This is a genomic window from Glycomyces amatae (assembly GCF_020991375.1).
GTDB lineage: Bacteria > Actinomycetota > Actinomycetes > Mycobacteriales > Micromonosporaceae > Glycomyces > Glycomyces amatae.
In genome coordinates this window covers 157,267-179,037 of sequence record NZ_JAJLQZ010000003.1, presented here as the reverse complement: position 1 = coordinate 179,037, position 21,771 = coordinate 157,267, and the positions used below count along the sequence as shown (strand labels likewise).

At 73.1% G+C, this 21,771-nt stretch carries 21 protein-coding genes; 16 read left to right on the top strand and 5 right to left on the bottom strand.

Annotated elements, in window-relative coordinates; translation table 11 throughout:
• Nucleotides 1–2: 2 nt before the first annotated feature.
• Nucleotides 3–686, bottom strand: a complete 684-nt coding sequence (locus LO763_RS06010; protein WP_230601058.1) for a DUF4956 domain-containing protein — start codon at nt 684–686, stop codon at nt 3–5.
• 83 nt (nt 687–769) lie between these two features.
• The gene (locus LO763_RS06005) at nt 770–1,624 is read right to left on the bottom strand and encodes a polyphosphate polymerase domain-containing protein (RefSeq protein WP_230601057.1); all 855 of its coding nucleotides are present in this window, start codon (nt 1,622–1,624) and stop codon (nt 770–772) included.
• Nucleotides 1,625–1,851: 227 nt separating this feature from the next.
• Here LO763_RS06005 and LO763_RS06000 point away from each other — a divergent pair, with 227 nt between their 5' ends.
• The 4 genes from LO763_RS06000 (at nt 1,852) to LO763_RS05985 (ending at nt 5,017) form a co-directional block, all read left to right on the top strand.
• Nucleotides 1,852–2,436, top strand: coding sequence for a TetR/AcrR family transcriptional regulator (locus LO763_RS06000; RefSeq protein WP_230601056.1), 585 nt, complete (start codon nt 1,852–1,854; stop codon nt 2,434–2,436).
• A complete protein-coding gene (locus LO763_RS05995; protein WP_230601055.1) occupies nt 2,429–3,961 on the top strand; it encodes an MDR family MFS transporter in 1,533 nt (510 codons plus the stop codon). The genes LO763_RS06000 and LO763_RS05995 overlap by 8 nt, the downstream gene beginning before the upstream one ends.
• Before the next feature lie 255 nt (nt 3,962–4,216).
• Nucleotides 4,217–4,672 carry a MarR family transcriptional regulator gene (locus LO763_RS05990; protein ID WP_230601054.1) on the top strand — a complete coding sequence of 152 codons (456 nt, stop codon included), beginning with the start codon at nt 4,217–4,219 and terminating at the stop codon, nt 4,670–4,672.
• Nucleotides 4,673–4,768: 96 nt separating this feature from the next.
• Entirely contained in the window at nt 4,769–5,017 is a 249-nt protein-coding gene (locus LO763_RS05985; protein WP_230601053.1) for a hypothetical protein, read from the top strand.
• A gap of 13 nt (nt 5,018–5,030) precedes the next feature.
• Here the strand turns inward: LO763_RS05985 and LO763_RS05980 are convergent, their stop codons facing one another.
• A complete protein-coding gene (locus LO763_RS05980) occupies nt 5,031–5,369 on the bottom strand; it encodes a glycoside hydrolase family 5 protein (RefSeq protein WP_230601052.1) in 339 nt (112 codons plus the stop codon).
• A 369-nt stretch (nt 5,370–5,738) separates the two neighbouring features.
• Between LO763_RS05980 and LO763_RS05975 the strand changes: the two genes are divergently transcribed.
• The 7 genes from LO763_RS05975 to LO763_RS05945 all read left to right on the top strand — a co-directional run bounded on the left by LO763_RS05975 (nt 5,739) and on the right by LO763_RS05945 (nt 14,132).
• Nucleotides 5,739–6,908 carry a GDSL-type esterase/lipase family protein gene (locus LO763_RS05975; RefSeq protein ID WP_230601291.1) on the top strand — a complete coding sequence of 390 codons (1,170 nt, stop codon included), beginning with the start codon at nt 5,739–5,741 and terminating at the stop codon, nt 6,906–6,908.
• A gap of 286 nt (nt 6,909–7,194) precedes the next feature.
• Nucleotides 7,195–8,790: an SDR family oxidoreductase gene (locus LO763_RS05970; protein ID WP_230601051.1), complete on the top strand. Its 1,596-nt coding sequence runs from the start codon at nt 7,195–7,197 to the stop codon at nt 8,788–8,790.
• A 159-nt stretch (nt 8,791–8,949) separates the two neighbouring features.
• Nucleotides 8,950–9,486, top strand: coding sequence for an isopentenyl-diphosphate Delta-isomerase (gene idi / locus LO763_RS05965; RefSeq protein WP_230601050.1), 537 nt, complete (start codon nt 8,950–8,952; stop codon nt 9,484–9,486).
• Entirely contained in the window at nt 9,487–10,548 is a 1,062-nt protein-coding gene (locus LO763_RS05960; RefSeq protein ID WP_230601049.1) for a polyprenyl synthetase family protein, read from the top strand.
• A complete protein-coding gene (locus LO763_RS05955; RefSeq protein WP_230601048.1) occupies nt 10,545–11,411 on the top strand; it encodes a phytoene/squalene synthase family protein in 867 nt (288 codons plus the stop codon). Before LO763_RS05960 ends, LO763_RS05955 begins: the two co-directional genes overlap by 4 nt.
• Nucleotides 11,404–12,969 (top strand): phytoene desaturase family protein, encoded by a 1,566-nt coding sequence (gene crtI, locus LO763_RS05950; protein WP_230601047.1) that lies wholly within the window; start codon nt 11,404–11,406, stop codon nt 12,967–12,969. Before LO763_RS05955 ends, crtI begins: the two co-directional genes overlap by 8 nt.
• Before the next feature lie 5 nt (nt 12,970–12,974).
• Complete coding sequence (locus LO763_RS05945; protein ID WP_230601290.1) at nt 12,975–14,132, top strand: lycopene cyclase family protein; 1,158 nt, start codon at nt 12,975–12,977, stop codon at nt 14,130–14,132.
• Nucleotides 14,133–14,155: 23 nt separating this feature from the next.
• Here the strand turns inward: LO763_RS05945 and LO763_RS05940 are convergent, their stop codons facing one another.
• The gene (locus LO763_RS05940; protein WP_304608792.1) at nt 14,156–15,772 is read right to left on the bottom strand and encodes an FAD-dependent oxidoreductase; all 1,617 of its coding nucleotides are present in this window, start codon (nt 15,770–15,772) and stop codon (nt 14,156–14,158) included.
• A gap of 88 nt (nt 15,773–15,860) precedes the next feature.
• Here LO763_RS05940 and LO763_RS05935 point away from each other — a divergent pair, with 88 nt between their 5' ends.
• Nucleotides 15,861–16,883: a Rieske (2Fe-2S) protein gene (locus LO763_RS05935; protein WP_230601046.1), complete on the top strand. Its 1,023-nt coding sequence runs from the start codon at nt 15,861–15,863 to the stop codon at nt 16,881–16,883.
• 35 nt (nt 16,884–16,918) lie between these two features.
• A complete protein-coding gene (locus tag LO763_RS05930) occupies nt 16,919–17,176 on the top strand; it encodes a hypothetical protein (RefSeq protein ID WP_230601045.1) in 258 nt (85 codons plus the stop codon).
• Between the two features lie 204 nt (nt 17,177–17,380).
• Here LO763_RS05930 and LO763_RS05925 read toward each other — a convergent pair whose 3' ends face one another.
• On the bottom strand, nt 17,381–17,818 hold the full coding sequence (locus LO763_RS05925; protein ID WP_230601289.1) for a MarR family winged helix-turn-helix transcriptional regulator: 438 nt from the start codon (nt 17,816–17,818) through the stop codon (nt 17,381–17,383).
• Nucleotides 17,819–17,944: 126 nt separating this feature from the next.
• Between LO763_RS05925 and LO763_RS05920 the strand changes: the two genes are divergently transcribed.
• From LO763_RS05920 to LO763_RS05910, 3 genes are all read left to right on the top strand, one after another.
• On the top strand, nt 17,945–18,766 hold the full coding sequence (locus LO763_RS05920; RefSeq protein ID WP_230601044.1) for an alpha/beta fold hydrolase: 822 nt from the start codon (nt 17,945–17,947) through the stop codon (nt 18,764–18,766).
• A 326-nt stretch (nt 18,767–19,092) separates the two neighbouring features.
• Nucleotides 19,093–20,112, top strand: a complete 1,020-nt coding sequence (locus LO763_RS05915; RefSeq protein WP_230601043.1) for a LacI family DNA-binding transcriptional regulator — start codon at nt 19,093–19,095, stop codon at nt 20,110–20,112.
• Nucleotides 20,109–21,644, top strand: a complete 1,536-nt coding sequence (locus tag LO763_RS05910) for a sugar ABC transporter ATP-binding protein (RefSeq protein ID WP_230601042.1) — start codon at nt 20,109–20,111, stop codon at nt 21,642–21,644. The genes LO763_RS05915 and LO763_RS05910 overlap by 4 nt, the downstream gene beginning before the upstream one ends.
• Nucleotides 21,645–21,771: the final 127 nt, after the last annotated feature.

Sequence of the window (21,771 nt, the reverse complement as noted above, 5' to 3'; positions counted from 1 at the left end):
GACTACAGATCCGTCTGGTCGTAGCCGGTCAGCACCGTCACCTGCTGGCCCTGCGTGACGTCGCGCAGGTCCGCGAGCAGATCGGCGGCCTTCCTGCCCTTCTTGAGCTTGACCGTGTAGGTCATCTCCGTCAACGCACCGCCCCTGATGGTCTCGATGCTCACCTGCTCGAACTCGTCCGTGTGGCGGATGAGCACGTCGTCGATCTCGCCGGAGAGGTCTTCATGGGCGGGGACCTGGGCCTTGACGACCTGCCGCTGCACCGAGTGGTGGAACCAGTTGAAGCGGTGCATGATGAGCAGGGCGAGGCAGATGACGACGGTGGCGATGATCGCGAGCGTGTAGAACCTGGTCCCGCAGGCCATGCCGACGCCCATCACCAGGAAGATGTACCCGACGTCGCGGGTCTCCTTGAGCGCGTTGCGGAACCGGATGATCGACAGGGCGCCGACGAGGGCGAAGGCCCGTGCCACGTTCGATCCGATGATGAGCATGATCATCGCGATGATCACGCCCATGACGATCATCGTCTGCACGTAGGACTGGCTGTAGGAGACGTTGCGGTGCGTCTTGCGGTAGACGATGCCGATGACGCAGCTCAGCACGAACGACAGCGACAACGACAGCGCGATGTCCAGGTAGCTGAACTCGCCGGTGCTGTCGTTGAGGGTGGTCAGAAAATCCATTGCGTTTGCCTTCCGTTGACTGGGGCGCATCGGCCCCGGGTTGGGTTGCCGGCCCCGCCGCGGCAGGTGATCCGGGGCGGCGACTACCGGCGGGCGGGCGCGGCGATCTCGTTGTGCTCGGGCTTGGAGTGGACGTCGTGGTCGTCCTCGACCGGCACGTGGAAGACCGAGCGCGGCGCCATGCCGTGCGCCTCGATGCTCTGGCAGTACTTGGACACGCGCACGACCTCCATGCCCAGGCGGGCGGCGGTGTCGGTGGCCCAATAGGGGACGCGCTCGTTGGCCTTGACCTCGACGATCGCCTTCTGCGGGGGGACGATGAGGCGGTTCTCGACCTCCGCACCGAGGTGGAAGTCGCGGTCGCGCCCGCGTACGCGGTGGTCGATGGTGACCCGCAGTCCGAGGTCGGCGTCCGATCCCAGGTAGGCCTCGCGGTTGTACGCGGTGATCGCGGTCGCGCGCAGCCCGTGGCCTTCGACGAGGCTGAGGACCTCCTCGAGGAAGGGCCGCTGCTCCGGCAGGTGGTCGATCAGCGCGCCGTCGTTGCACAGGCGCCGCGCCAGCAGGTACGGCACTTTCACGCGCCGCTTCTGCGTGACCCGGTTGACCCGCTGCTTGATCTCGACGTACACCGGGGTGTCGTCGGTCAGCTCGTGCCGCTCCCCGTAGTTGCGGATGCGCAGCTTGCGCCGGAAGTGCAGCCCTTCGATCTTCTCCCAGTAGTAGCGCAGCGACCGCGAATCGTAGTAGAGGCTGCAGACCGGGTACCCGCCCTTGACGGTGTACGGGTCCGGCTCCATGCGCGATCGCAGGATCTCCCGCAGGCGGGGAACGTCCTTGTACGACAGCAGGTACTTGATCTCGAACCGGTTGAACGAGTGCAACGCGCTCGCGGTCCGCCGCAGATGGCCGCCGTCAGGTCCGTCGGCTTGGCTCATGGTGCTCCTTCTCGCTCGGGAACACCTCGTAGTTAAGTTTCAGTAGGTTCAAGTGAACTCGCAGTGAACTCAAAATCGCGTCAAAGAATCGGCCTTACCAGGATCTGCCGGTCATACTCGGTCACACTGCGCAGTCCGTTCCGGCCCCCGGGCTCACGGGTGGCAGGGTCCGGCTCGACCGGCTATCGTTCGAAACGAAAACACTTCGTTTCGATGGGAGGCGGTAGATGGAAGGCCGCTCACGGCTCTCGCCCGAGCGCGAGGCCGAGATCTTCTCCACGGTCATGCGCCTGGTTCGGAAGCACGGCTACGAGAAGATCACCATGCAGCAGATCGCGACCGGGGCCCGCACCAGCACTGCGACCCTCTACCGGCACTGGAACGGCAAGCCCCGGCTCGTCGTCGAGGCGATCCGGCACCGCAAGCCCCACCCGCTCGAGAGCGTCGACACCGGTTCTCTGCGCGGCGACCTCCTCGCCGGAGTCGGGCCGATGGCGGAGGCCGCACCCGACGACCACGACCTCATGGCCGGCCTCCAGAACGCGGCCCGGTCCGACGCCGACCTCGCCGACGCCGTCCGCGAGGTGATGGCCGCACCGGTCACCCGCGCCGTCGAGGCCGTCATCGACCGCGCCGTCGAACGCGGCGAGATCGCCCCCGACCCGCCCGGGCGCCGCTTCGTCCACGAACTCCTCCTCGCGCCCGTCGCCTTGCGCCCCATGATGACCGGCAGGCACCCGGACACCGAGTACCTCACCGCCTACATCGACGCCGTCGTCCTCCCCGCGCTTGGAGTCCGCCACCGTGACTGACACGCTCACCGAACCCGCCGAACGCACGGCGAGGCTCCCGTCCCACTTCGGGTGGATCTACGCCGCCCTCATGGTCACGATGCTCCTGTCGGCACTCGACCAGACCATCGTCTCCACCGCCCTCCCGACCATCGTCGGCGAGCTCGACGGCCTCTCCCACATGGCCTGGGTGACCACCGCGTACATCCTCGCCGCCACCGTCGGCATGCCCGTGTACGGCAAACTCGGCGACCTCGTCGGCCGCCGCCGGCTGTTCCTCGCCGCCCTCGCGGTCTTCGTCGCAGGCTCCGGCCTCGCCGGGTTCGCGCAGGACATGCCGCAGCTCATCGCCTACCGCGCCCTCCAGGGCCTCGGCGGCGGCGGGCTCATGATCATGTCGCAGGCCATCATCGCCGACCTCGTCCCCGTCCGCCAGCGCGCGAAGTTCATGGGCCCCATGGGCGCCGTGTTCGGCCTCGCCGCCGTCGCCGGCCCGCTCCTGGGCGGCTGGATCACCGACAACGCGGACTGGCGCTGGGCCTTCTGGATCAACCTGCCCCTCGGCGTCGCCGCGCTCGCCATCTCCGCGGCCGCGATCCGCCTGCCGCGCAAGCAGGTCAAGATCAAGTTCGACTACCTCGGCACGGTGCTCATGGCCGTGGCCGTCACCGGCCTGATCCTGGTGTGCACGTGGGGCGGCACCGAGTACGAGTGGACCTCGCCGACGATCCTGTGGCTGGGCGCGGTCACGCTCGTGTCCGCGGTGCTGTTCGGCGTCGTGGAGCGCCGGGCCGCCGAGCCGCTCATCCCGCTGCGGATGCTCAAGAACCCGGTCTTCTCCATCGCGACGCTCATCGGCATGATCGCCATCGGCCTGGGCATGTTCGCCGTCGTCAGCTACATGCCGACCTATCTCCAGATGGTGTACGGGTACTCGGCGACCGAGTCGGGGCTGCTGCTCATCCCGATGGTCGCGGGCATGATGCTCACGGCGACGGCGTCGGGCGCGCTCGTGTCGAAACTGGGGCGGTACAAGGGGTTCGTGATCGCGGGCATGGCGATCATGCCGGTCGGCATCTGGCTCATGTCCACACTCGACCCCTCATCCTCGGTGGTGCTCCTGTGCGCCTACATCGCGCTGCTGGGCGCCGGCATGGGCCTGGTCATGCAGAACCTCGTCCTGGCGGTGCAGAACGCGTTCCCGCAGTCGGAGGTCGGCACGGCCACGTCGTCGAACAACTTCTTCCGCGAGATCGGCGCGACCGTCGGCGTCGCGGTGGTCGGGGCGATCTTCACCGACCGGCTCACCGACGGCCTGGCCGGGGTCGGCACGGACTTCGGCGGCGCCGGCGCCGAGTCGATCACCCCCGCGATCGTCCGCTCACTCCCGGACGCCTTGCGCGGCCAGGTGATCGACGCCTACGCCGACGCCCTGCTCCCGATCTTCCTCGGACTCGTCCCAGTGATCCTCGTCGGCACCGTCCTGGCCCTCTTCCTGCCGAACCAGAAGCTCCGCGACGACGCCGAGCACACGCCGGCGCACTGACTCCACGGCGCTGAAGTTCCTCACCACCGCCCGATGGATCGACAAGACCTCGAAGCCGGGCGACCGCAAGGACTACTACACCATCCGCCCCGGCGTCATGCCCGACCTGATCAAGCGGCAGGCCGCGCAGTACCGTCTCTTCACCGAGGTCACCGCCCGCGGGATGGCGCCGTGGACGTGGAGGCGTCCTGCTTTGCCGGCGGATCGGGCGACCGAAGTATCGTGAGGCGTACTCGCTGTTCCATGGAGGCCGCATTGAGAGCGTTCGGCTCGGACACCCGCCTGCCGACGGTCGCGCTGGTGCTCGACCTCCTCCGCGAGCGGACCACGGTCAGCCGTGTCGAGCTGGCCGAGGCCACCGGGCTCACGCGGGCCACCATGACCAATGCCGTCCGCAAACTGATCGCGCTGGGTTTCGTGCACGAGGTGGGGACGGCGCGGTCCCACCGGGGCACGCCGCGCCGCCTCCTCCGGCTCCAGCCCGCCGCCTGCCACATGGTCGGGGTCCAGTTCGACCGGTACGCGGCCGTCGGCGTGGTCGTCGACCTGGCGGGCCGCGTCGTGGCGCAGCGCGAGATGCCGGGAGCGGGCGGGCGGGGGCCGGACGCGGTCATACCCGAGATCGCCGAGCACGTGCGGGCCCTGCTGACTTCTGCGGGCGTCGCTCCCTCCGACGCGCTCGGCATCGGCCTGGCCACGTACGGGCCCTAGGACCGCGAAGCGGGCGTCCTGCTGACGCCGCAGCCGACCCCGGCGTGGCAGGGGTATCCGCTCGCGGCGGCGCTGGCGGAGGCGACGGGCCTGCCGGTGGCCGTCGAGAACGACGCCACCGCCGCCGGCATCGCCGGGAGCGCCTTCGCCGATGTCGGACCGGTCTACCGCGACGCGCTGCAAGCGGAGCTCGACCAGGCGGTGTTCATGCGCCACGTCCACAGCGTGCGGGTGGAACTCGCCGCGGACGTCTCGCAGGCCGCGGCCGTCGGCACCGCCATGGTGGTGCTGCGCAACCTGCTCGAGTCGCCGAACGCCGGCGACCGGTCAGCGCTCGCGCGCTGACCGGTCGCGCGGGTCACCGGTTCGCCAGCAGCTCCTTGACGCCCTCGCCGTACCCGGACGGGGCGCCGTCCCAGCCGGTGATCAGGCCGGGCATGTCGCAGCCGGGGTACCAGCTCCAGGCGAGCCAGCCGATGTTCCGGGAGTCGGCCCAGTCCGCCAGGGCGTCGCTGAAGTCGTGATTGCAATCGTCCTCGCCGAACTCGCCGTAAACGGTCGGGTATTCGGCCGCGATCGGCGCGATGTCGGCGTCCCAGCAGACCTGGGTGTTGCACCCCGTCGTCTCGTACACGTGGACGCTGGCGACGATGATGCGGTGTCGCCGGTTGCGGCCCGTGATGCTCCAGAGTGGCATCGGGCCAGAGAGTGAGTATCGCTCGTCTCTGCTTGTCGGATTCTCGACAATCGGCGGTAGCGGAACCGGTGATGGCGTCCTCGTGCTCGTGGTCCACTGTGTCGAGCCCGAGGCGGCCCGCTCGTTGCAGCGCCTTCGTTCGCAGACAGGGGGAGTTGCGATGGACAGGTCCATTCGAGCGTGTGCTCCCGCCTGCCCGGAGGGAGCTGAGAGCACCGACCCGATCTCCAGCACTCACCGCCGGCGGGCGGCCGCATGGCCGGGCACGCCTTGCACACGAAGGGAATCACCATGAACGCAGGCAACGCACGCCCTGCCGTCAGCGGAGCCCCGCGCGGCCTCGATGCGGGAGGGGAACCGGTGAGGGGGATGCGCACGGCGGCGCCGGTGTGGGCGGTCGTCGTGGCGCTGGGCGCGCTGCTCGCCGTCCCGTCGGCGGCCCTCGCCGAGGAGGCCGCGACGGAGCAGGCGAAGGAGCCGGCGGTCATCTCCCTCGGCGACAGCTTCATCTCGGGGGAGGCGGGACGCTGGCAGGGCAACGGCAACACGGTGTGGGGCAGCCGGTACGGCACCGACCTCGCCGCATACGACTGCAACTCGTCGGAGACCTCATGCTATTACGACCCGACTAAGGTCTACGGGTCGTCGTACGACAACGGGTGCAACCGTTCGGCGGGAGCGGAGATCCACCATCTGAGCACCGTCCGCGTCAACGGGCGGACCTTCGACATCGATGCGGACGACCGCATCAACCTCGCCTGCTCGGGAGCGACGACCGACGACATCCTCCGCACGCCGTTCAAAGGCGAGCGGCCGCAGATCGAGCAGCTCGCCGACCAGGCCGCCGCCAAAGACGTCAAACTCATCGTGCTGTCCATCGGCGGCAACGACATCGGCTTCAGCGACGTCATCGCGAACTGCGCCAAGGGATTCAGCCTCCCGAAGGACTTCGGATGGCACTGCAGCGAAAGCCTGGGGCCGCAGATGCCGGGCCGGATCGACACGATGGGCACCAAGGTGGAAGCGGTCCTCGAGGCCGTCCAGAACACCATGGCCGATGCCGGCTACCGGGACTCGGACTACCGCCTGGTCCTCCAGACCTATCCCTCGCCGATCCCGAGAGGAGCGGACAACCGGTACCCGGAGACCTCCTACGCCCGGCTCAACACCGGCGGGTGCCCCTTCTACGACGACGATTCGGACTGGGCCCGCGACACCCTCATCCCCGCGCTCGCCGAGGCGCACGAGCAGGCGGCGGCGAGTGTCGGCGGCGTGGACCTCCTCGATTTCCAAGACGCCTTCGACGGCCATGAGGTCTGCGCCGAGGGCGTCCGGCAGTCCGTCAGCGGCGACACGCTGGCGAATCCGCTGCCCGAGGCCGAGAGCGAATGGGCGCGATTCATCGTCTCAGGTTTCTCCCAGGGGCAGATGCAGGAGTCCATGCACCCGAACTTCTACGGACAGCGGCAGATGGGCGAGTGCCTGAACACCATGGCGGAGGCCACCGCCCGCACCTTCACCTGCAGCAGTTCCGCATGAGTCTTCGGTGAGGGACGGCTCCGGGCACGCCGGAGGCCGGGCGGCGCCCGCCGCCCGGCCTCCGGACGCACCGGTATCACCCAGAATCGGCTTCCGCATGAGCCTGTTCGGCTCGGTGAGGCCGCCGGCGTTCACGAAGGCCGTCCTCGGGTTCGGATGAGCGGGATCGGGGAGTTCTGAGTGTTCCGAGGCTTCGATCGCCCGCCGTGTGCGAGGCTCAGGTGACAGTGGAGGTGGTACCGCCGCGGTCACCGCCGACAACACCGGGCGATCACCGAGGATGCTGATGGGCGAGGACGAGGACGCCGAACTGGCGTGGCCCAGCGGTGCCGAGCCGCAGTACCGCTGCACGCCCGGCGGTGCGGACGCGCCGCTGGTGCTGCTGCTCGGCGGCACCGGGTACATCGGCGGCAGACTGCTGCCGCGCCTGCTCAACGCGGGCTACCGGGTCCGCCTGCTCACCAGGAACCCGGAACGGGCGCACCGGCTCGCCGTGTCCGGAGCGGTGGAGGTGCTGAGCGGCGACGCCGCCGACCGGCGCGCGGTGGCATCGGCGATGCGAGGCGCGCAGGTCGTCTACCACCTGATCCACTCGATGACCGGCGGCCGGGACTTCAGGCGGCTCGACCGGATGATCGCGCGCAACGTCGCCGACGCCGCCGCGGCCGCCGGGGTCGGGCGAATCGTCTACCTCGGAGGCCTCGCGCCGCGCTCGGGGCCGCTGTCGGAGCACCTGGCGTCGCGCCGCGAGGTCGGCCGGATCCTCGCGCGGTCCGGAGTGCCGGTGCTGGTGCTCCAGGCGGGCGTGGTCATCGGATCGGGGTCGGCCTCGTTCGAGATGATCCGGCACTTGACCGAGGTGCTGCCGGTGATGCCCGCGCCGCGCTGGGTGCGCAACCGCATCCAGCCCATCGCGATCCGCGACGTGCTCCACTACCTGCTGCGCGCGGCCGCCGTCCCGGAAGCCGGGGTGTTCGACATCGGCGGGCCCGACGTCCTGCGCTACGACGAGATGATGAACGGCTACGCGCGGCTCCGGGGGCTGCCGAGGCGGCGGATCTGGGCGCTGCCGGTCCTGACCCCGCGCCTGGCGTCCCACTGGGTCGGGCTCGTGACGCCGATCCCGCGAAACCTGGCCCTGCCGCTGGTCGATTCGCTGCAGCACCACTGCGTCATGCACGACCACCGCATCGACCGGGTCGTCCCCCCGCCGGACGGCGGCCTCACCGGCTACCGGGAGGCGCTGCGGCTCGCGCTCGGGCGCATGGAGGTCGACCGTATCGAGACCAGTTGGGCCGACGTGAGCGTGGCCGGGGCGCCGAGCGACCCGCTGCCGAGCGACCCCGACTGGGCCGGGCGGGTCGTGTACACCGACGCGCGTGAGCTCGTCACGGCCGCGAGCCCGGAGGCCCTCTGGCGCGTCATCTCGGGCATCGGCGGCGCGAACGGCTGGTACTCGACCCCGCTGCTGTGGGCCCTCCGCGGCTGGGCCGACCGGGCCGTCGGCGGCGTCGGCCTCAGGCGCGGGCGCCGGAGCCGGGCGGACCCGCGGGTCGGCGACGTGATCGACTTCTGGCGCGTCGAGACGTGCGAGCCCGGCCGCCTGCTGCGACTGCGCGCCGAGATGCGGCTGCCCGGCCTCGCCTGGCTGGAGCTGTCCTGCGAGGAACGGCCCACGCGGTACCGGCAGCGGGCGGTCTTCTTCCCCCGCGGCCTCTCCGGACGGCTCTACTGGTTCGCGGTGCTCCCCTTCCACGGCGTCGTCTTCACCGGAATGGCCCGCCGGATCGTCGCCATGGCCGAACGCGAGCGCCGAGGCCCCGGAAGGGCGGGGCCGGGCAGCGGGGACGGACCCCGGACACGAAAAAATGCCTCCGGTTGAGCCGTCCGGAGACCTTCCGGCTCCGAATACTTCAAAGCAACTCCGTCATCGATGAGAAGGAGTGGTCAGGACCGATGGACCCAACCAGTGGAAGACCGGCCCGCCCGGCCGCTCGACGCCTGCGACGGGACGCGCGCCGCGGCCACGAGGGCGGCCGCAATGGCCGATGACGTCGTACTCCTCGACACGGCGGGGCGGCCCGCGGGCACCGCCCCGAAGGCGAGCGTGCACCACCGGGCGACGCCGCTGCACTTGGCGTTCTCCTGCCATGTGACCGATGCCGACGGCGCGGTGCTGGTCACGCGCAGGTCGCTGTCCAAGGCCGCCTGGCCCGGGGTGTGGACCAACTCGTTCTGCGGGCATCCGCGTCCGGACGAGGCGTTCGAGCACGCGGTGGTCCGGCACGCGGAACACGAACTCGGCCTGCGCCTCACCGCGATCGCACCCGTGATCCCCGACTTCCGGTACCGCGCGGTCGACGCGGGAGGCGTCGTCGAGAACGAGGTCTGCCCGGTCTACACCGCCGTCGCCGACGGCCCCGTCCGCCCCGACCCCGGCGAGGTCATGGAGTTCGCATGGGTGGCGCCCTCGGACCTGGCCGCCGCGATCGCAAGCGCCCCTTGGGCGTTCAGCCCCTGGCTCGTGCTGCAAGCAGTGCACTTGGACTTCTTGACGATGCAGAGGAGACCGAAGTAGATGTTGCTCCGAGAAGGCCGCCCGACCGGGCTCGACCACGCCGTCGACGCTCTGGTGGACGCCGCGCTGCGGCGCCTGGTCCACCGCAGCGGACCCCGCGCCAGACCCATCGCCGAGGCGGCCGCCCGGACCGCCATCGGCGGAAAGCGGTTCCGGCCCCGGCTGGTCCTCGAGTCCTATCTCGCGTTCGGCGGTGAGCGGCCGCCGCCCGACGCCGTCGCCGCCGTCGCCGCGGGCTTCGAACTGCTCCACACCGCCTTCGTGATCCACGACGACGTCATCGACAGGGACGTGGTGCGCCGCGGCAGGCCGAACGTCGCGGGGTCCTTCTGCGAACGGGCCGCCTCCGCGGGCGCGGGCGCGGCGGCGGCGACGCGGTTCGGCGAAGCGGCCGCGATCCTCGCGGGCGACATCCTGCTGTACGAGGCCACCCGCGTCATCGCGGGCGCGCGGGTGCCCGCCGCGACCATGGACGGACTGCTCGACCTCCTCGACCAGGCGGTCCTGACTTCCGCGGCCGGAGAGCTCGCCGACGTCGAGCACGCGACCCTGCCCGAGGCGCCGTCTCCGGACGCGGTCCTCGCCGCGGCCCGCGACAAGACCGCGGTGTACTCCTTCAGCGCCCCGCTGCAGGCCGGTGCGCTCCTCGCAGGGGGCGGCGAACCCGCGCTGGAGCCGCTCGCCGCCGCGGGCGAGTCGCTCGGGCTCGCGTTCCAGCTCGTCGACGACCTCATCGGCGCGTTCGGCACCGTCGAGCAGGCGGGACGCGCGCCCGGCGGCGACCTGCGGGAAGGCAGGCAGACGGTGCTGATCGCCCTGGCACGGCGCGGCGACCGCTGGACCGACGTGGCGGCGGCCCTGGCGGCCGCGGGCGACGGCGACCGCGGCCTCGCGACCGTGCAGGACGCCCTCGCGGCCAGCGGCGCGCGGGCCGAGGTCGAGCGGCTGGTCGACCGGACGCTGGCGCAGGCGCAGGAGCGGTGGTCGCGGCACCCGCTGCCCGAAGCCGTCGAGGCGATGCTCGCCCGCCTGGCTCACGGCATCCGGGGGCGGATGCCGTGAAGCGGGCCGGAGGACTCGACCTCTACAACCGCACCGCCTGCCGTGCGGCCGAAGCGGTCATCGACGAGTACTCGACCTCGTTCGGACTCGCGTGCCGGCTGCTGGGGCGGCGCGTGCGGCGGCACGTCCGCGTGGTCTACGCGCTCGTGCGGGTGGCCGACGAGATCGTCGACGGTCCCGCGGCCGAGTCCGGCCTGGACCGCGACCGGACCCGCGCCGTCCTCGACCGCCTCGAAGCCGAAACGCTCCAGGCGATCGCGGAGGGGTTCAGCGCCAACCTGGTCGTGCACGCCTTCGCGCTCACCGCGCGCGAATGCGGCATCGGCGCGGCGCTGGTGCGGCCCTTCTTCGCGTCCATGCGGACCGACCTGGTCGTCGACGAGCACGACGACCGGTCGCGCGGCGAGTACGTGCACGGGTCCGCGGAAGTCGTCGGCCTGATGTGCCTCCAGGTGTTCGTCAACGCCGGCAGCCCCGGCCCGGAGCCGCCCGACCCGGTCCTGCGCGAGGGCGCGCGCAGGCTGGGGGCGGCGTTCCAGGAGATCAACTTCCTCCGGGACGCCGACCACGACCGCGCCCGGCTCGGGCGCGACTACCTCGGCGCGGGCTCCTCACCGCGGGCGAAGGCGGAGGCGCTGCAACGCGTCGACCGCGATCTGCGGATCGCCTGCGAGACGATCCCGCTGCTCCCCGGGGACTGCCGGGCCGCGGTCGCGGTCGCGCACGACCTGTTCCAGGCGCTGGCGCTGCGGCTGCGCGCCGAGCGCGGCGGCCGGGTCCGCGTGAACAACTACCGGAAGGTCGCCATCGCGGCGCGCGCGGCGCTCGCCCGGGCTCCGAAAGGCAGTGCGGGCCATGAGTGAACGGACCGCCGTCGTGATCGGCGCCGGCATCGCCGGACTCGCCGCCGCGGGGCTGCTGAGCAGGGAGGGCCACCGCGTCACCGTCCTGGAAGCGAGGGCCGAGACCGGCGGTCGCGCCGGAACCTGGGAACGGGACGGCTTCCGGTTCGACACCGGGCCCTCCTGGTACCTGATGCCCGAGGTGTTCGAGCACTTCTTCCGCCTCATGGGAACCGACGCCGAGACCGAGCTCGACCTCGTGCCGCTCGCGCCGGCGTACCGGGTCTACGCCGAAGGCCGCGGCGACCCGCTGGACGTGGCCGCCGGCAGGGCGGCGACGGCGCTGTTCGAGCGCGTCGAGCCGGGGGCCGGAGCCCGACTGGAGTCCTATCTGGAGTCCGCGCGGGAGGCGTACGAACTCGCGGCGGGCCGCTTCCTGTACGACACGTACGCCTCGGCGTCCGGACTGCTCGACCCCGCGCTGCTCCGGCGCCTGCCGAGGCTGCTGCCGCTGCTGGCGCGCCCCCTCGCCTCGCACGTCCGGCGGCGCTTCGCCGACGAGCGCCTGCGGCAGATCCTCGGGTACCCGGCGGTCTTCCTCGGCAGCTCCCCGTACCGCGCCCCGAGCCTCTACCACCTGATGAGCCACCTGGACCTCGCCGAAGGCGTCCGGTACCCGATGGGCGGGTTCGGGACGGTGACCGCCGCGGTCGAACGGCTCGCGACCGCCGCCGGGGCGAGGATCGAGACCGACGCCCCGGTGGCGCGCATCCTGACCGCGAACGGCGCCGCGCGCGGCGTCCGGCTCGCCGACGGCCGGGAGCTGGCCGCCGACCTGGTCGTCTCCACCGCCGACCTGCACCACACCGAGACGGCGCTGCTCGGCGAGGGCGAGCGGACGTACCCGGAGTCGTGGTGGCGGCGCCGCGGACCCGGCCCCGGGGCGCTGCTGGTCATGCTCGGCGTGCGCGGGGCGCTCCCGCAGCTCGCCCACCACACGCTGCTCTTCACCGAGGACTGGCGCGAGAACTTCGACGCGATCTTCGGCCGCGCGCCCCGCATCCCCCGCCCCGCCTCGATGTACGTGTGCCGCCCCAGCGCCACCGACCCGTCCACCTCGCCGCCCGGCCACGAGAACCTGTTCGTGCTCGTCCCGGTCCCCGCCGACCCGGCGATGGGACGCGGCGGCGTCGACCGGGGCGGCGACCCGGCCGTCGAGGCGGCGGCCGATCTGGCGATCGCGCAGCTGTCGCGGTGGTGCGGGATCGACGACCTCGCCGAGCGGGTCGTGGTGCGCCGCACCGCCGCCCCGGGCGATTTCGCGGCCGACCTCCGCGCGTGGCGCGGCGGCGCGCTCGGGCTGGAGCACACGCTGCTCCAGAGCGCGATGTTCCGGCCGGGCAACGCGTCCCGGAAAGTGGCCGGGCTGATGTACGCGGGCGGTTCGGTCCTGCCCGGCATCGGCCTGCCGATGTGCCTCATCTCGGCCGAGCTCGTGGTCAAGCGGCTCCGCGGCGACCGCTCCGCGGGCCCGATCGCCGAACCGCCGCGCACCGAGGCCGCAGGCGGGCGGCGGTGACGCGCATGAGGGACGAGGCCGATGTCGTCGTCGTCGGGTCCGGCCCCGCGGGCTGGGCCGCCGCCGACCACTGCGCCCGGAACGGGCTCGACACGATCCTGGTCGCCCCCGACCCGGCGCGGGCGTGGACGCCGACCTACGGATTGTGGACCGCGCAGGCCAGCCCGCTCCCTCCAGGGGCCGCCCTCGTCGAACCGACGGCGCTCCGGGCCTCGGGCCGCCTGCTGGACCGCGGGTACGCGGTCCTCGACAACGCCGCCGCCGCGGCGGCGTACGCGGCGACCCCGGTGCGCGCGATGGCGGGCAGGGCCGTCGCCGTCGGCGGCACGGCGGTCGCGCTGCGAACGGGCCGCCTGCTGCGATGCCGCCTGGTCCTGGACGCGAGGGGACCGCTCCGGCACCCGGGCGACCGGATCGAGCAGACGGCGTACGGGATGGTGTTCCCGCAGGAGGCCGCGGCGCCGCTGCACCGGCCCGGCGAGGCGGTCTTCATGCGCTGGGACCGCCGACGGAGCGGGTGGCCGACGTTCCTGTACGCCGTGCCGCTGCCCGGGGGCCGGACACTGCTGGAGGAGACCTCGCTCGCGCGCAGGCCGGGCCTGCCGCTGCCGGAGCTGAAGCGGCGCCTCACCGCACGTCTGGAGACGGCGGGAGTGGACCCCGGGGACCGCCTCGGCGCCGAACTCGTGCGGTTCGCGATGGACGCGCCGCCGGTCGAGGAGCGGGACGGCGCCGTGCCGTTCGGGGTCGCGGCGGGGATGATGCACCCGGCCACCGGCTACAGCGTCGGGGAGGCGCTGGAGACGGCGCCGCTGCTCGCGGCCGCGGTCGCCGAGGCCCTGCCGCGCGGGACGCGCGCGGCGCGGGAGGCGGCCCGGACGCAGGTATGGAGTGCCGAGGCGCGCCGCGCGCACCGACTGCGCGCATGGGGGCAGCGGACGCTGCTGCGGCTGCCGCCGCCCCTGGTGCCGGAGTTCTTCGACGCCTTCTTCGCCCTCCCCGAGCACCGCCAGGACGCCTTCCTGCGCGGGCGCGGCGATCCTCAAGGGACGTGGAAGGCCATGGCGGCGGTCTTCGGCTCGGCTCCGCCCCGCCTGCGCCGGGCGATGGCGGCCGCGGGGCTGGGCGCGGTCGCGGCCCGGCCCCGGGAGGCGCGGACGTGAGCGGTCGCCGGGGCGCCCCGGACTCAGGCGCCCCCGCCCGGCCGCAGGCGCCGCGCGGCCCGGCGCAGCAGCGGCGACCGGCCGCGGTTCGCGACGGTCCAGAGGTCGTGGCCGGCCAGGTTCCAGTGGCCGAGCAGGGCGTTCGCCGCGCCGAACCCGGTCGTGGCCGCCCGTTCCATCAGCGCGACCGGCAGGTCCACGCGGATGCCGTCGCCCGCGAGCACCAGGGTCGGATCGGGACCGGTGACCGTGGGCCGCTCGGCGAAGGAGCCGGGGGCGAACAGCGGGCAGTCGTCCGCGAGCACGTGCTCCTCGTGCAGGACGCGCGCGTCCCGCAGCTCCGGGTAGACCGCGCCCATCTGCTCGACCAGCGCCCGCGCGAGGGCCTCCCGGCTCGAGCCGTGGTCGACCGCGTAGGCGTGCAGCTCGACGACCGATCCTCCGGTGCGCTCGCGCCAGGCCCGGGCCTCGTCCTCGAACAGGTCGAGCACGCTGATGTTGTCCAGCAGCGTGAAGCCCGTGGTCCCCAGGAACGGGGCGCGGTCCCCGCGGACCGCGCGGTCGAGCCACACGCGGCTGACCAGGAACGGGGGTGCGTTGCGCAGCGCAGCGACGCGCCTTCGCCATGCGGGGTCGCCGAGGCCGGGCGAGGCGTCGACGAGGCCGCGCAGCGCCCGGACGTCGGCGGCGAGCACGACCGCGTCCGCCTCGGCGGCGCGGCTCCCCGCGTGGACGCGGTAGCGGCCGCCGGTCCGCTCCACCCGCTCGACCGGAGTGCCCAGGTGCACTCGTGCGCCGAGGCTTTCGAGACGGCCGCGCAGCGGCCCCCACAGGGTGCGCGGGAACGGCCCGTCGGGCACGTCGAACAGCAGGCCCTCGCTCGAACCGAGGAAGTAGATGTGGAACATCGCGGCGAGCTCGGCGGCCGAGAACTCGCGCGGATCGGCGAAGAAGCTGCGGGAGAACACCTCGAACGCGAGATGGCGTGCGGCGCGCGGGAACCGGATGGCGTCGAGGTAGGCGGCCGCGTCGAGCGCGTCCAGGTCCTCATAGGTCCGCGGGACCGACACGTCGAACAGCGGCATGGCGGCGCGCGGGCGCATCCTCCGCAGGTCGGCGAGCGCGAACGTCCTGCTGCGCATCACGAAGGCCGCGACGCTCCACGGCGGCGTGAGCGGCAGCCCGGCGAAGGACTCGGCGGCGCCGTCGGCGTGGAGCAGCGGGTAGTCCGCGACCGGCCGCAGCATGCCGAGTCCGGGGTCGGCGCGGCGCAGCAGCGCCCGCAGGTTGTAGTACTGGCGGAAGAAGGCGTGGAAGCCGCGGGTCATCGTGGCGGCCGCGCCGCCCGCGGTGACCGGCCAGCCGCGCAGCCGCCCGCCGAGGTCGTCCTCGCGCTCGTACAGGTCGACCGACACGCCGCGCTCGGCCAGGGCGACGGCGGCGGCCACGCCCGCGATACCGCCCCCGACGACCGCGGTGCGCGGCCGCTCGGGCAGCCCGCCGGCGTCCGGGAGGCCGACCGGGCCCGCCAGCAGCGCCGCGGCGCGGTCGCGGCCCGGGCGGTCGACCGCGGCGCGGTCGCGGCCCGGGCGGTCGACCGCGGCGCGGCGCGGAGCCGTCACGGCACGGGTACGGATCATGGTCCAATGGTGCCAGTCGGCGCCCGGCATGTCCGCCGAGCGCGCCGGCCTCGGTGCCCGGGGAATCGAGGACGGACGGAGCGATCGGATGTCACTGTTCACGCGACGGGGCGAGGGCCTGCCGCTGACCCGGGTGGACCCGGGGGAGTGGGCGGGCCAGCGGCCGACCTACCGGGACGCCAGGCCCGACCTGATCGAGTCGGCGGCCGAACGCGCGGCCGCCCGCCCGTCCGGGAACTGGTTCGTGCTGGCCCCGAGCGGCGCGATCCGGTCCGATCGGCCCTACGGCGGCGCGATCGGGCGGCACGAGGTCGTGGCCTGGCGCGGCGAGTCGGGGCGGCTGATCGCCGGCCCCGGGGCCTGCCCGCATCTCGGCGCCCCGCTCGCGCAGGGCCGGCTCGACTGCGGCACGCTGCGCTGCCGCTGGCACGGCCTGGCCCTCGACGGCGACGGCGGGCCCGGATGGCGCCCGCTGCCCGCCCACGACGACGGCGTGCTGGCCTGGGTGCGGCTCGACGGGTTCGGCGGCGAGCGGCCCCTGCCGGAGCCGGTCATCGCCCGCCGCCCCGACCCCGCGGGGAGCGTCGCCGCGGTCGCGACGCTCACGGGGATCTGCGAACCCGGCGACGTCATCGCCAACCGGATGGACCCGTGGCACGGGGCCTGGTTCCACCCGCACTCGTTCACCAGGCTCACCGTCGTGTCCACTCCGGACGACGCCGCGGACGGGGACGCGGAGGCGGACCGGTTCGTGGTCGACGTGACGTTCCGCGTCGGCCGTCGCACCGGGGTGCCGGTCCGGGCCGAGTTCTTCAGCCCCGAGCCGCGCACCCTCGTCATGCGCATCGTCGAGGGCGAGGGCCGCGGCAGCGTGGTCGAGACCCACGCCGTCCCGTCCGCGCCCGGCGTCGACGGGCGGCCGCGCACCAGCGTGGTCGAGGCGGTCGTCGCCACCTCCCACCGGGCCGGGTTCAAGGCCGCGCGGCGCGTCGCCCCCGCCCTGCGCCTGCTGATGCGCCGCGCGGCGGTGCGGCTGTGGCGCGAGGACCTCGCCTACGCCGAGCGGCGCTACGCGCTGCGCTCGGGAGACCTAGGCGCGCAACGGCCCTGAATCGCCGGGCGCGGCCCCGGCGCACCGGAGGCCCGGTGGACCCGCCGGCCCTGGCGAACGGCACCGCCAGGGCCGCGGCCGCCCACCGCCTGGATCGACCGGTCGAGGTCCGATGTGGAGAATCACCGCCCGCCCACGACGCATCGCTCCGGCCCGTCAACTGCGACCGCACCTTCACCGGCATCGACCTGGACGCGTGGGCACGGCAGTTCCTGCGCGCGGTGGACGAGGTGCTGTCGGCCGACCGCGCCCCACGGTCGCGAGTCTCGACGCCGGCACCTACCAGGAACTGATGCGGGCCAAGAGCGTGCTCGCCCAGGCACTCGCCCGAGGCGTGCGACCCGTTCTGGAGGACCAGGCGGGCGGCGACCTCACCGAGGCCCGCGACCGTTTCGAGCAGTCCGTGCTGAACGCGCTCTCCTCCGCCTACGACATCTCCGCGGTCGGCGGGTGCCGTGATGCGCTCCCAGAGCCCGCCGCCGATCTCCCCGGAGGTGTCAGCCGCCGATGCGGGCCAGGGCGCCGGGGCCCAGATGAGCGGCCAGGAGGCGCAGCGCCTGCTTGACCTCGTCGAGCCGGTCGGGGTCCTCCAGCGCGGCGGCGAGCACGTGGTCGGCGTCGGCGGCGCGGACTTCGGCGACGCGGGCCGAGACGGCCGCCGCGGGGCGGATGAGGGTGCGGCGGCGATCGGCCGGGTCGGTGTCGGTCTCGACCGCGCCGGCCTCGCGGAGGCGGGCGACGCAGGCCGAGACCCTGCTCTGCGGGAACCCGGTCCGCGCGGCGACGTCCTTGACCGGCGTGCCGGGGTGGGCCCTGATGTCGGCGGCGACGATGACCACCGACTGCTCGCTGGTGCCGTAGGCGCCGAGGCCCTCGGTGGGGATGGCGGCCTCGCCGAGCTTCATGAGGGTGCGGCCCAGCAGGGCCAGTTCCATGCCGTTCACGCCCGCCATATTACATCAAGTCTGATGCATCACAGAGGTTGCATCAGACTTGATGTATCAGAAATGATGTATTAGGTTCGTGTGCGTCAACCACCCCCCGCGCAAGGAGGACCCGCCATGGCCACCGGCCTGCTTCCCGTCGACGGCGCCGCCATCCACTTCGAACGCCGCGGCACCGGCCCGCTCCTGCTCATCGCCCAAAGCGGCGAAGGCGACGCCGGGCGCTCGACCGACCTCGTCGACGCCCTCGAGAACGACTTCACCTGCCTCGCCTACGACCGCCGCGGCCTGTCCCGCAGCACCCTCGACGACCCGGCCCGCCCGGTCGCCATGGCCGACCACGCCGACGACGCCCACCGCCTCCTGGACCACCTCGCCGACGGCCCGGCCCTGATGCTCGGCTGCAGCTTCGGCGCGGTCATCGGCCTCCACCTCGCCGCCGACCACCCCGACCGGATCGAGGCCCTCATCGCCCACGAACCGGTCGCCCCCTGGCTCCTCGACGCCGAAGCCGGCGCCCACCGCGCCGAACTCGCCGACCTCCAACGGCTCTACGCGACCGACGGCCTGGCCGCGGCCCTCCCCGCGATCGCCGCCTCCCTCGGCATCGACCCGACCAACCCCGACGCCGAACCCGACCTCACCCCGCACCCCATGGACGCTCGGCGCAGAGCGAACTTCGCGCACTTCATCACCGCCGAGCTCACCGCCGTCCGCACCGACCCCGGCTGCCGCGACCGCCTGTCCGCCAACGCGAACCGCATCATTCCCGCCGCCGGGGTCACCACGCCCCGGACCGCCTTCGACCACCAGGCCGCCGTGCGCCTCGCCGAACTGCTCGACCGGCCGCTCACCGCCTTCCCCGGCGGGCACAACGGCAACCTCACCCACCCCCGCGCCTGGGCCGAACGCATCCGCACCGCATTCCACCCGAGGTAGCGGGACGCGGACGCCAAGGGGCTCGAGCCGACCGCTTGAGCCCCGACTGCTCGATCCACTCCTTGTTCCCCTGATGGGGCTGCATCGACGCCATCGCCCTCGAACCGGCCTCGCGGCCTTACGCATGGGACGGCGTGGCCCCGGGGGCGGCGCGGACGGCCGCCGGCGTCCCTCCGGTCCCGGGCGGTTGCGCCGGCGCTGCGGCCTGCCCCGCCGCATCGTGCGGATGACGTCGCCGCCACCGAGGATCGATAGGCTGGGAGCGTCGCGCGGCGCCGCGCGACGCTCCCAGTTCGCGAGGAGGACGGACCCGATGGAGGACGCGCGTGGCGAACACGAGTGCTGACAAGCCGAACATCCGGCAGGTCGCGCGGCTCGCCGGGGTCTCCCACATGACCGTGTCGCGGGTCCTCAACAACTACCCCCACATCAAGGACACGACCCGGCGCCGCGTCCTGGAGGTCATCGAGGAGCTCGACTACCGACCGAACATGGCCGCCCGCGCCCTCGCGACGCAGAAGAACCAGCGCATCGGCGTCCTCGTCGAGAGCGCCGTCGAGTTCGGCCCCACGAGCACGCTGCGCGCGCTGGAGTTCACCGCGCGCGCCGCCGGCTACGCCGTCAGCTCGATCGCCCTCAACGACGACGAGATCTCCCCGCAGGAGGCCGTCGACAACCTCACCACGCAGGGCATCGACGCGCTCTGCGTCGTCGCCCCGCGCTCGTCGTCGATCGCGGCCCTGCGCAAGATCTCGATCAGCATCCCCGTGCTGGTCGTCAAGCCCGACAAGGACCCGGCCTTCCTCACCGTCTCGGTCGACCAGCAGGGCGGGACGGCGCTCGCCGTCGACCACCTCGTCTCCCTGGGGCACCGCGACATCCTCCACCTGGCCGGGCCGCTCGACTGGCTCGACGCGCGCGCCCGCGAGCGCGCGTTCCACGCCCGCGCCAAGTCGTGGGGCGTGCGGGAGCGCCCGATCGTCGTGGGGGACTGGACCGCCGACTTCGCCTACGACTTCGCCAAGGGCATCCGGGACCTGCCCGACTACACGGCGGTGTTCGTCGCCAACGACGACATGGCGGTCGGATTCGTCCACGGCCTGCACGAGCGCGGCTTCTCGGTGCCCGGCGACCTCAGCGTCGTGGGCTTCGACGACGTGCCGCTGTCGGCGCACGTGCTGCCGCCGCTGACGACGGTGCGGCAGAACTTCCGCGCGCTGGGCGTCGCCGTCGTCGACCTCCTGCACGCCGCCATCGAGGAGCGCGAGATACCGAGGGTGACGAGGATCGCCGCGGAGCTCCTGGTGCGGTCCTCGACGGCCGCGCCCCGGGAGGCGGGGCGATGAGCGCGGGGCGGCCCGTCGTGGAGATGCGGGGCATCACGGTCGAGTTCTCCGGCGTGCGCGTGCTCGACGGCGTGGACCTCACGCTGCGCGCGGGCGAGGTGCACGCCCTCATGGGCGAGAACGGCGCCGGGAAGTCGACGCTCATCGGGGCGCTGACGGGCACGTTCCCGATCCTCTCGGGGGAGGTGCGCATCGAGGGCGAGGAGCGGATGCCCACCGGTGTGGCGCGCAGCCGCGCCGAGGGCATCGCGACGGTCTTCCAGGAGACGCACCTGAGCCCGCACCTCACCGTGGCCGAGAACGTGATGATCGGCAACGAGGTGCGCGGTCCGCTGGGCATCGACTGGAAGGCGAACCGCACGCGCGCGGCGGAGGTGCTCGCGCGCCTCGGGCTCGGCGACCTCGACCCCCGCAGCCCCTTGTCGGCGCTGCCGCCGGCGGTGAAGCAGCTGGTGGCGGTGGCGCGGGCGCTCGTGGTGGAGCCGCGGGTGCTCATCCTCGACGAGCCGACCTCGAGTCTCGACGCGGCCGAGGTGAACACGCTGCTGCGCGTCGTGCGGGGCCTGCGCGACCGCGGTGTGGCGATCCTGTTCGTCTCGCACTTCCTGGAGCAGGTCTTCGACGTGGCCGACAGGATGACGGTGCTGCGGGGCGGCCGGTTCATCGGGGAGTTCCGCTCCGGCGAGCTCGACCGCGCCGACCTCATCTCGAAGATGATCGGCGAGGACATCGAGGCGCTCAAGGCGCTGCGCTCGGAGCGGCTGGCGCACCACTACGCCGCGTCGGGCGACCCGACGCTGCGGGCCTCGGCGCTCGGTCGGCGCGGCACCATGGACCCCACCGACATCGAGCTGTCGCGCGGGGAGGTCGTGGGCTTCGCCGGGCTGCACGGTTCGGGCCGGACCGAGCTCGCCCGCCTCATGGGCGGCGCGGAGCGGGCCGACAGCGGCGAGATCTGGGTGGACGGCAGCCGCGTGCAGCTGCGGAGCCCCGGGGCGGCGCTGCACCGCCGCATCGCCCTGTCGACCGAGAACCTCCGCGAGGAGGGGGTGATCCGCGGCCTGACGGCGCGGGAGAACATCGTGCTCGCGCTCCAGGCGATGCGCGGGTGGTCGCGCCCGCTGTCCCGCGGCGAGCAGGGCGCGCTCATCGAGACGTACCTCGAGGCGCTCCACCTGGCCCCCGGGGACATCGACCGGCCCGTGGAGGAGCTGTCGGGCGGCACGCAGCAGAAGATCCTGCTCGCGCGCCTCCTGGCGACGCGGCCGCACGTGCTCATCCTCGACGAGCCGACGCGCGGGATCGACATCGGCGCCAAGCTCGACATCCAGCGGCGCGTGGCGCGGCTGGCGGGGGAGGGCGTCGCGGTCGTGTTCATCTCCTCGCAGCTCGAGGAGGTCGTGCGCCTGAGCGACCGGATCGTGGTGCTCAAGGACCGCGAGAAGATCGGCGAGCTCAGCAACGGCCCCGGCGTCACGGTCGACACGATCGTGGAGATGATCGCGGCGGACCTGAACGACGCCGACGACTGAGCGGATCACGATTGTGACACGGGTCTTGCCTCCGCAGTTTTGTTCCCGGTAACATAAATCTCGCGACGCAGCCCCTGCGTCGCTGCGATCGGCAGCGGACCCCCGCGGTCCGGGCCGCCGGACACCC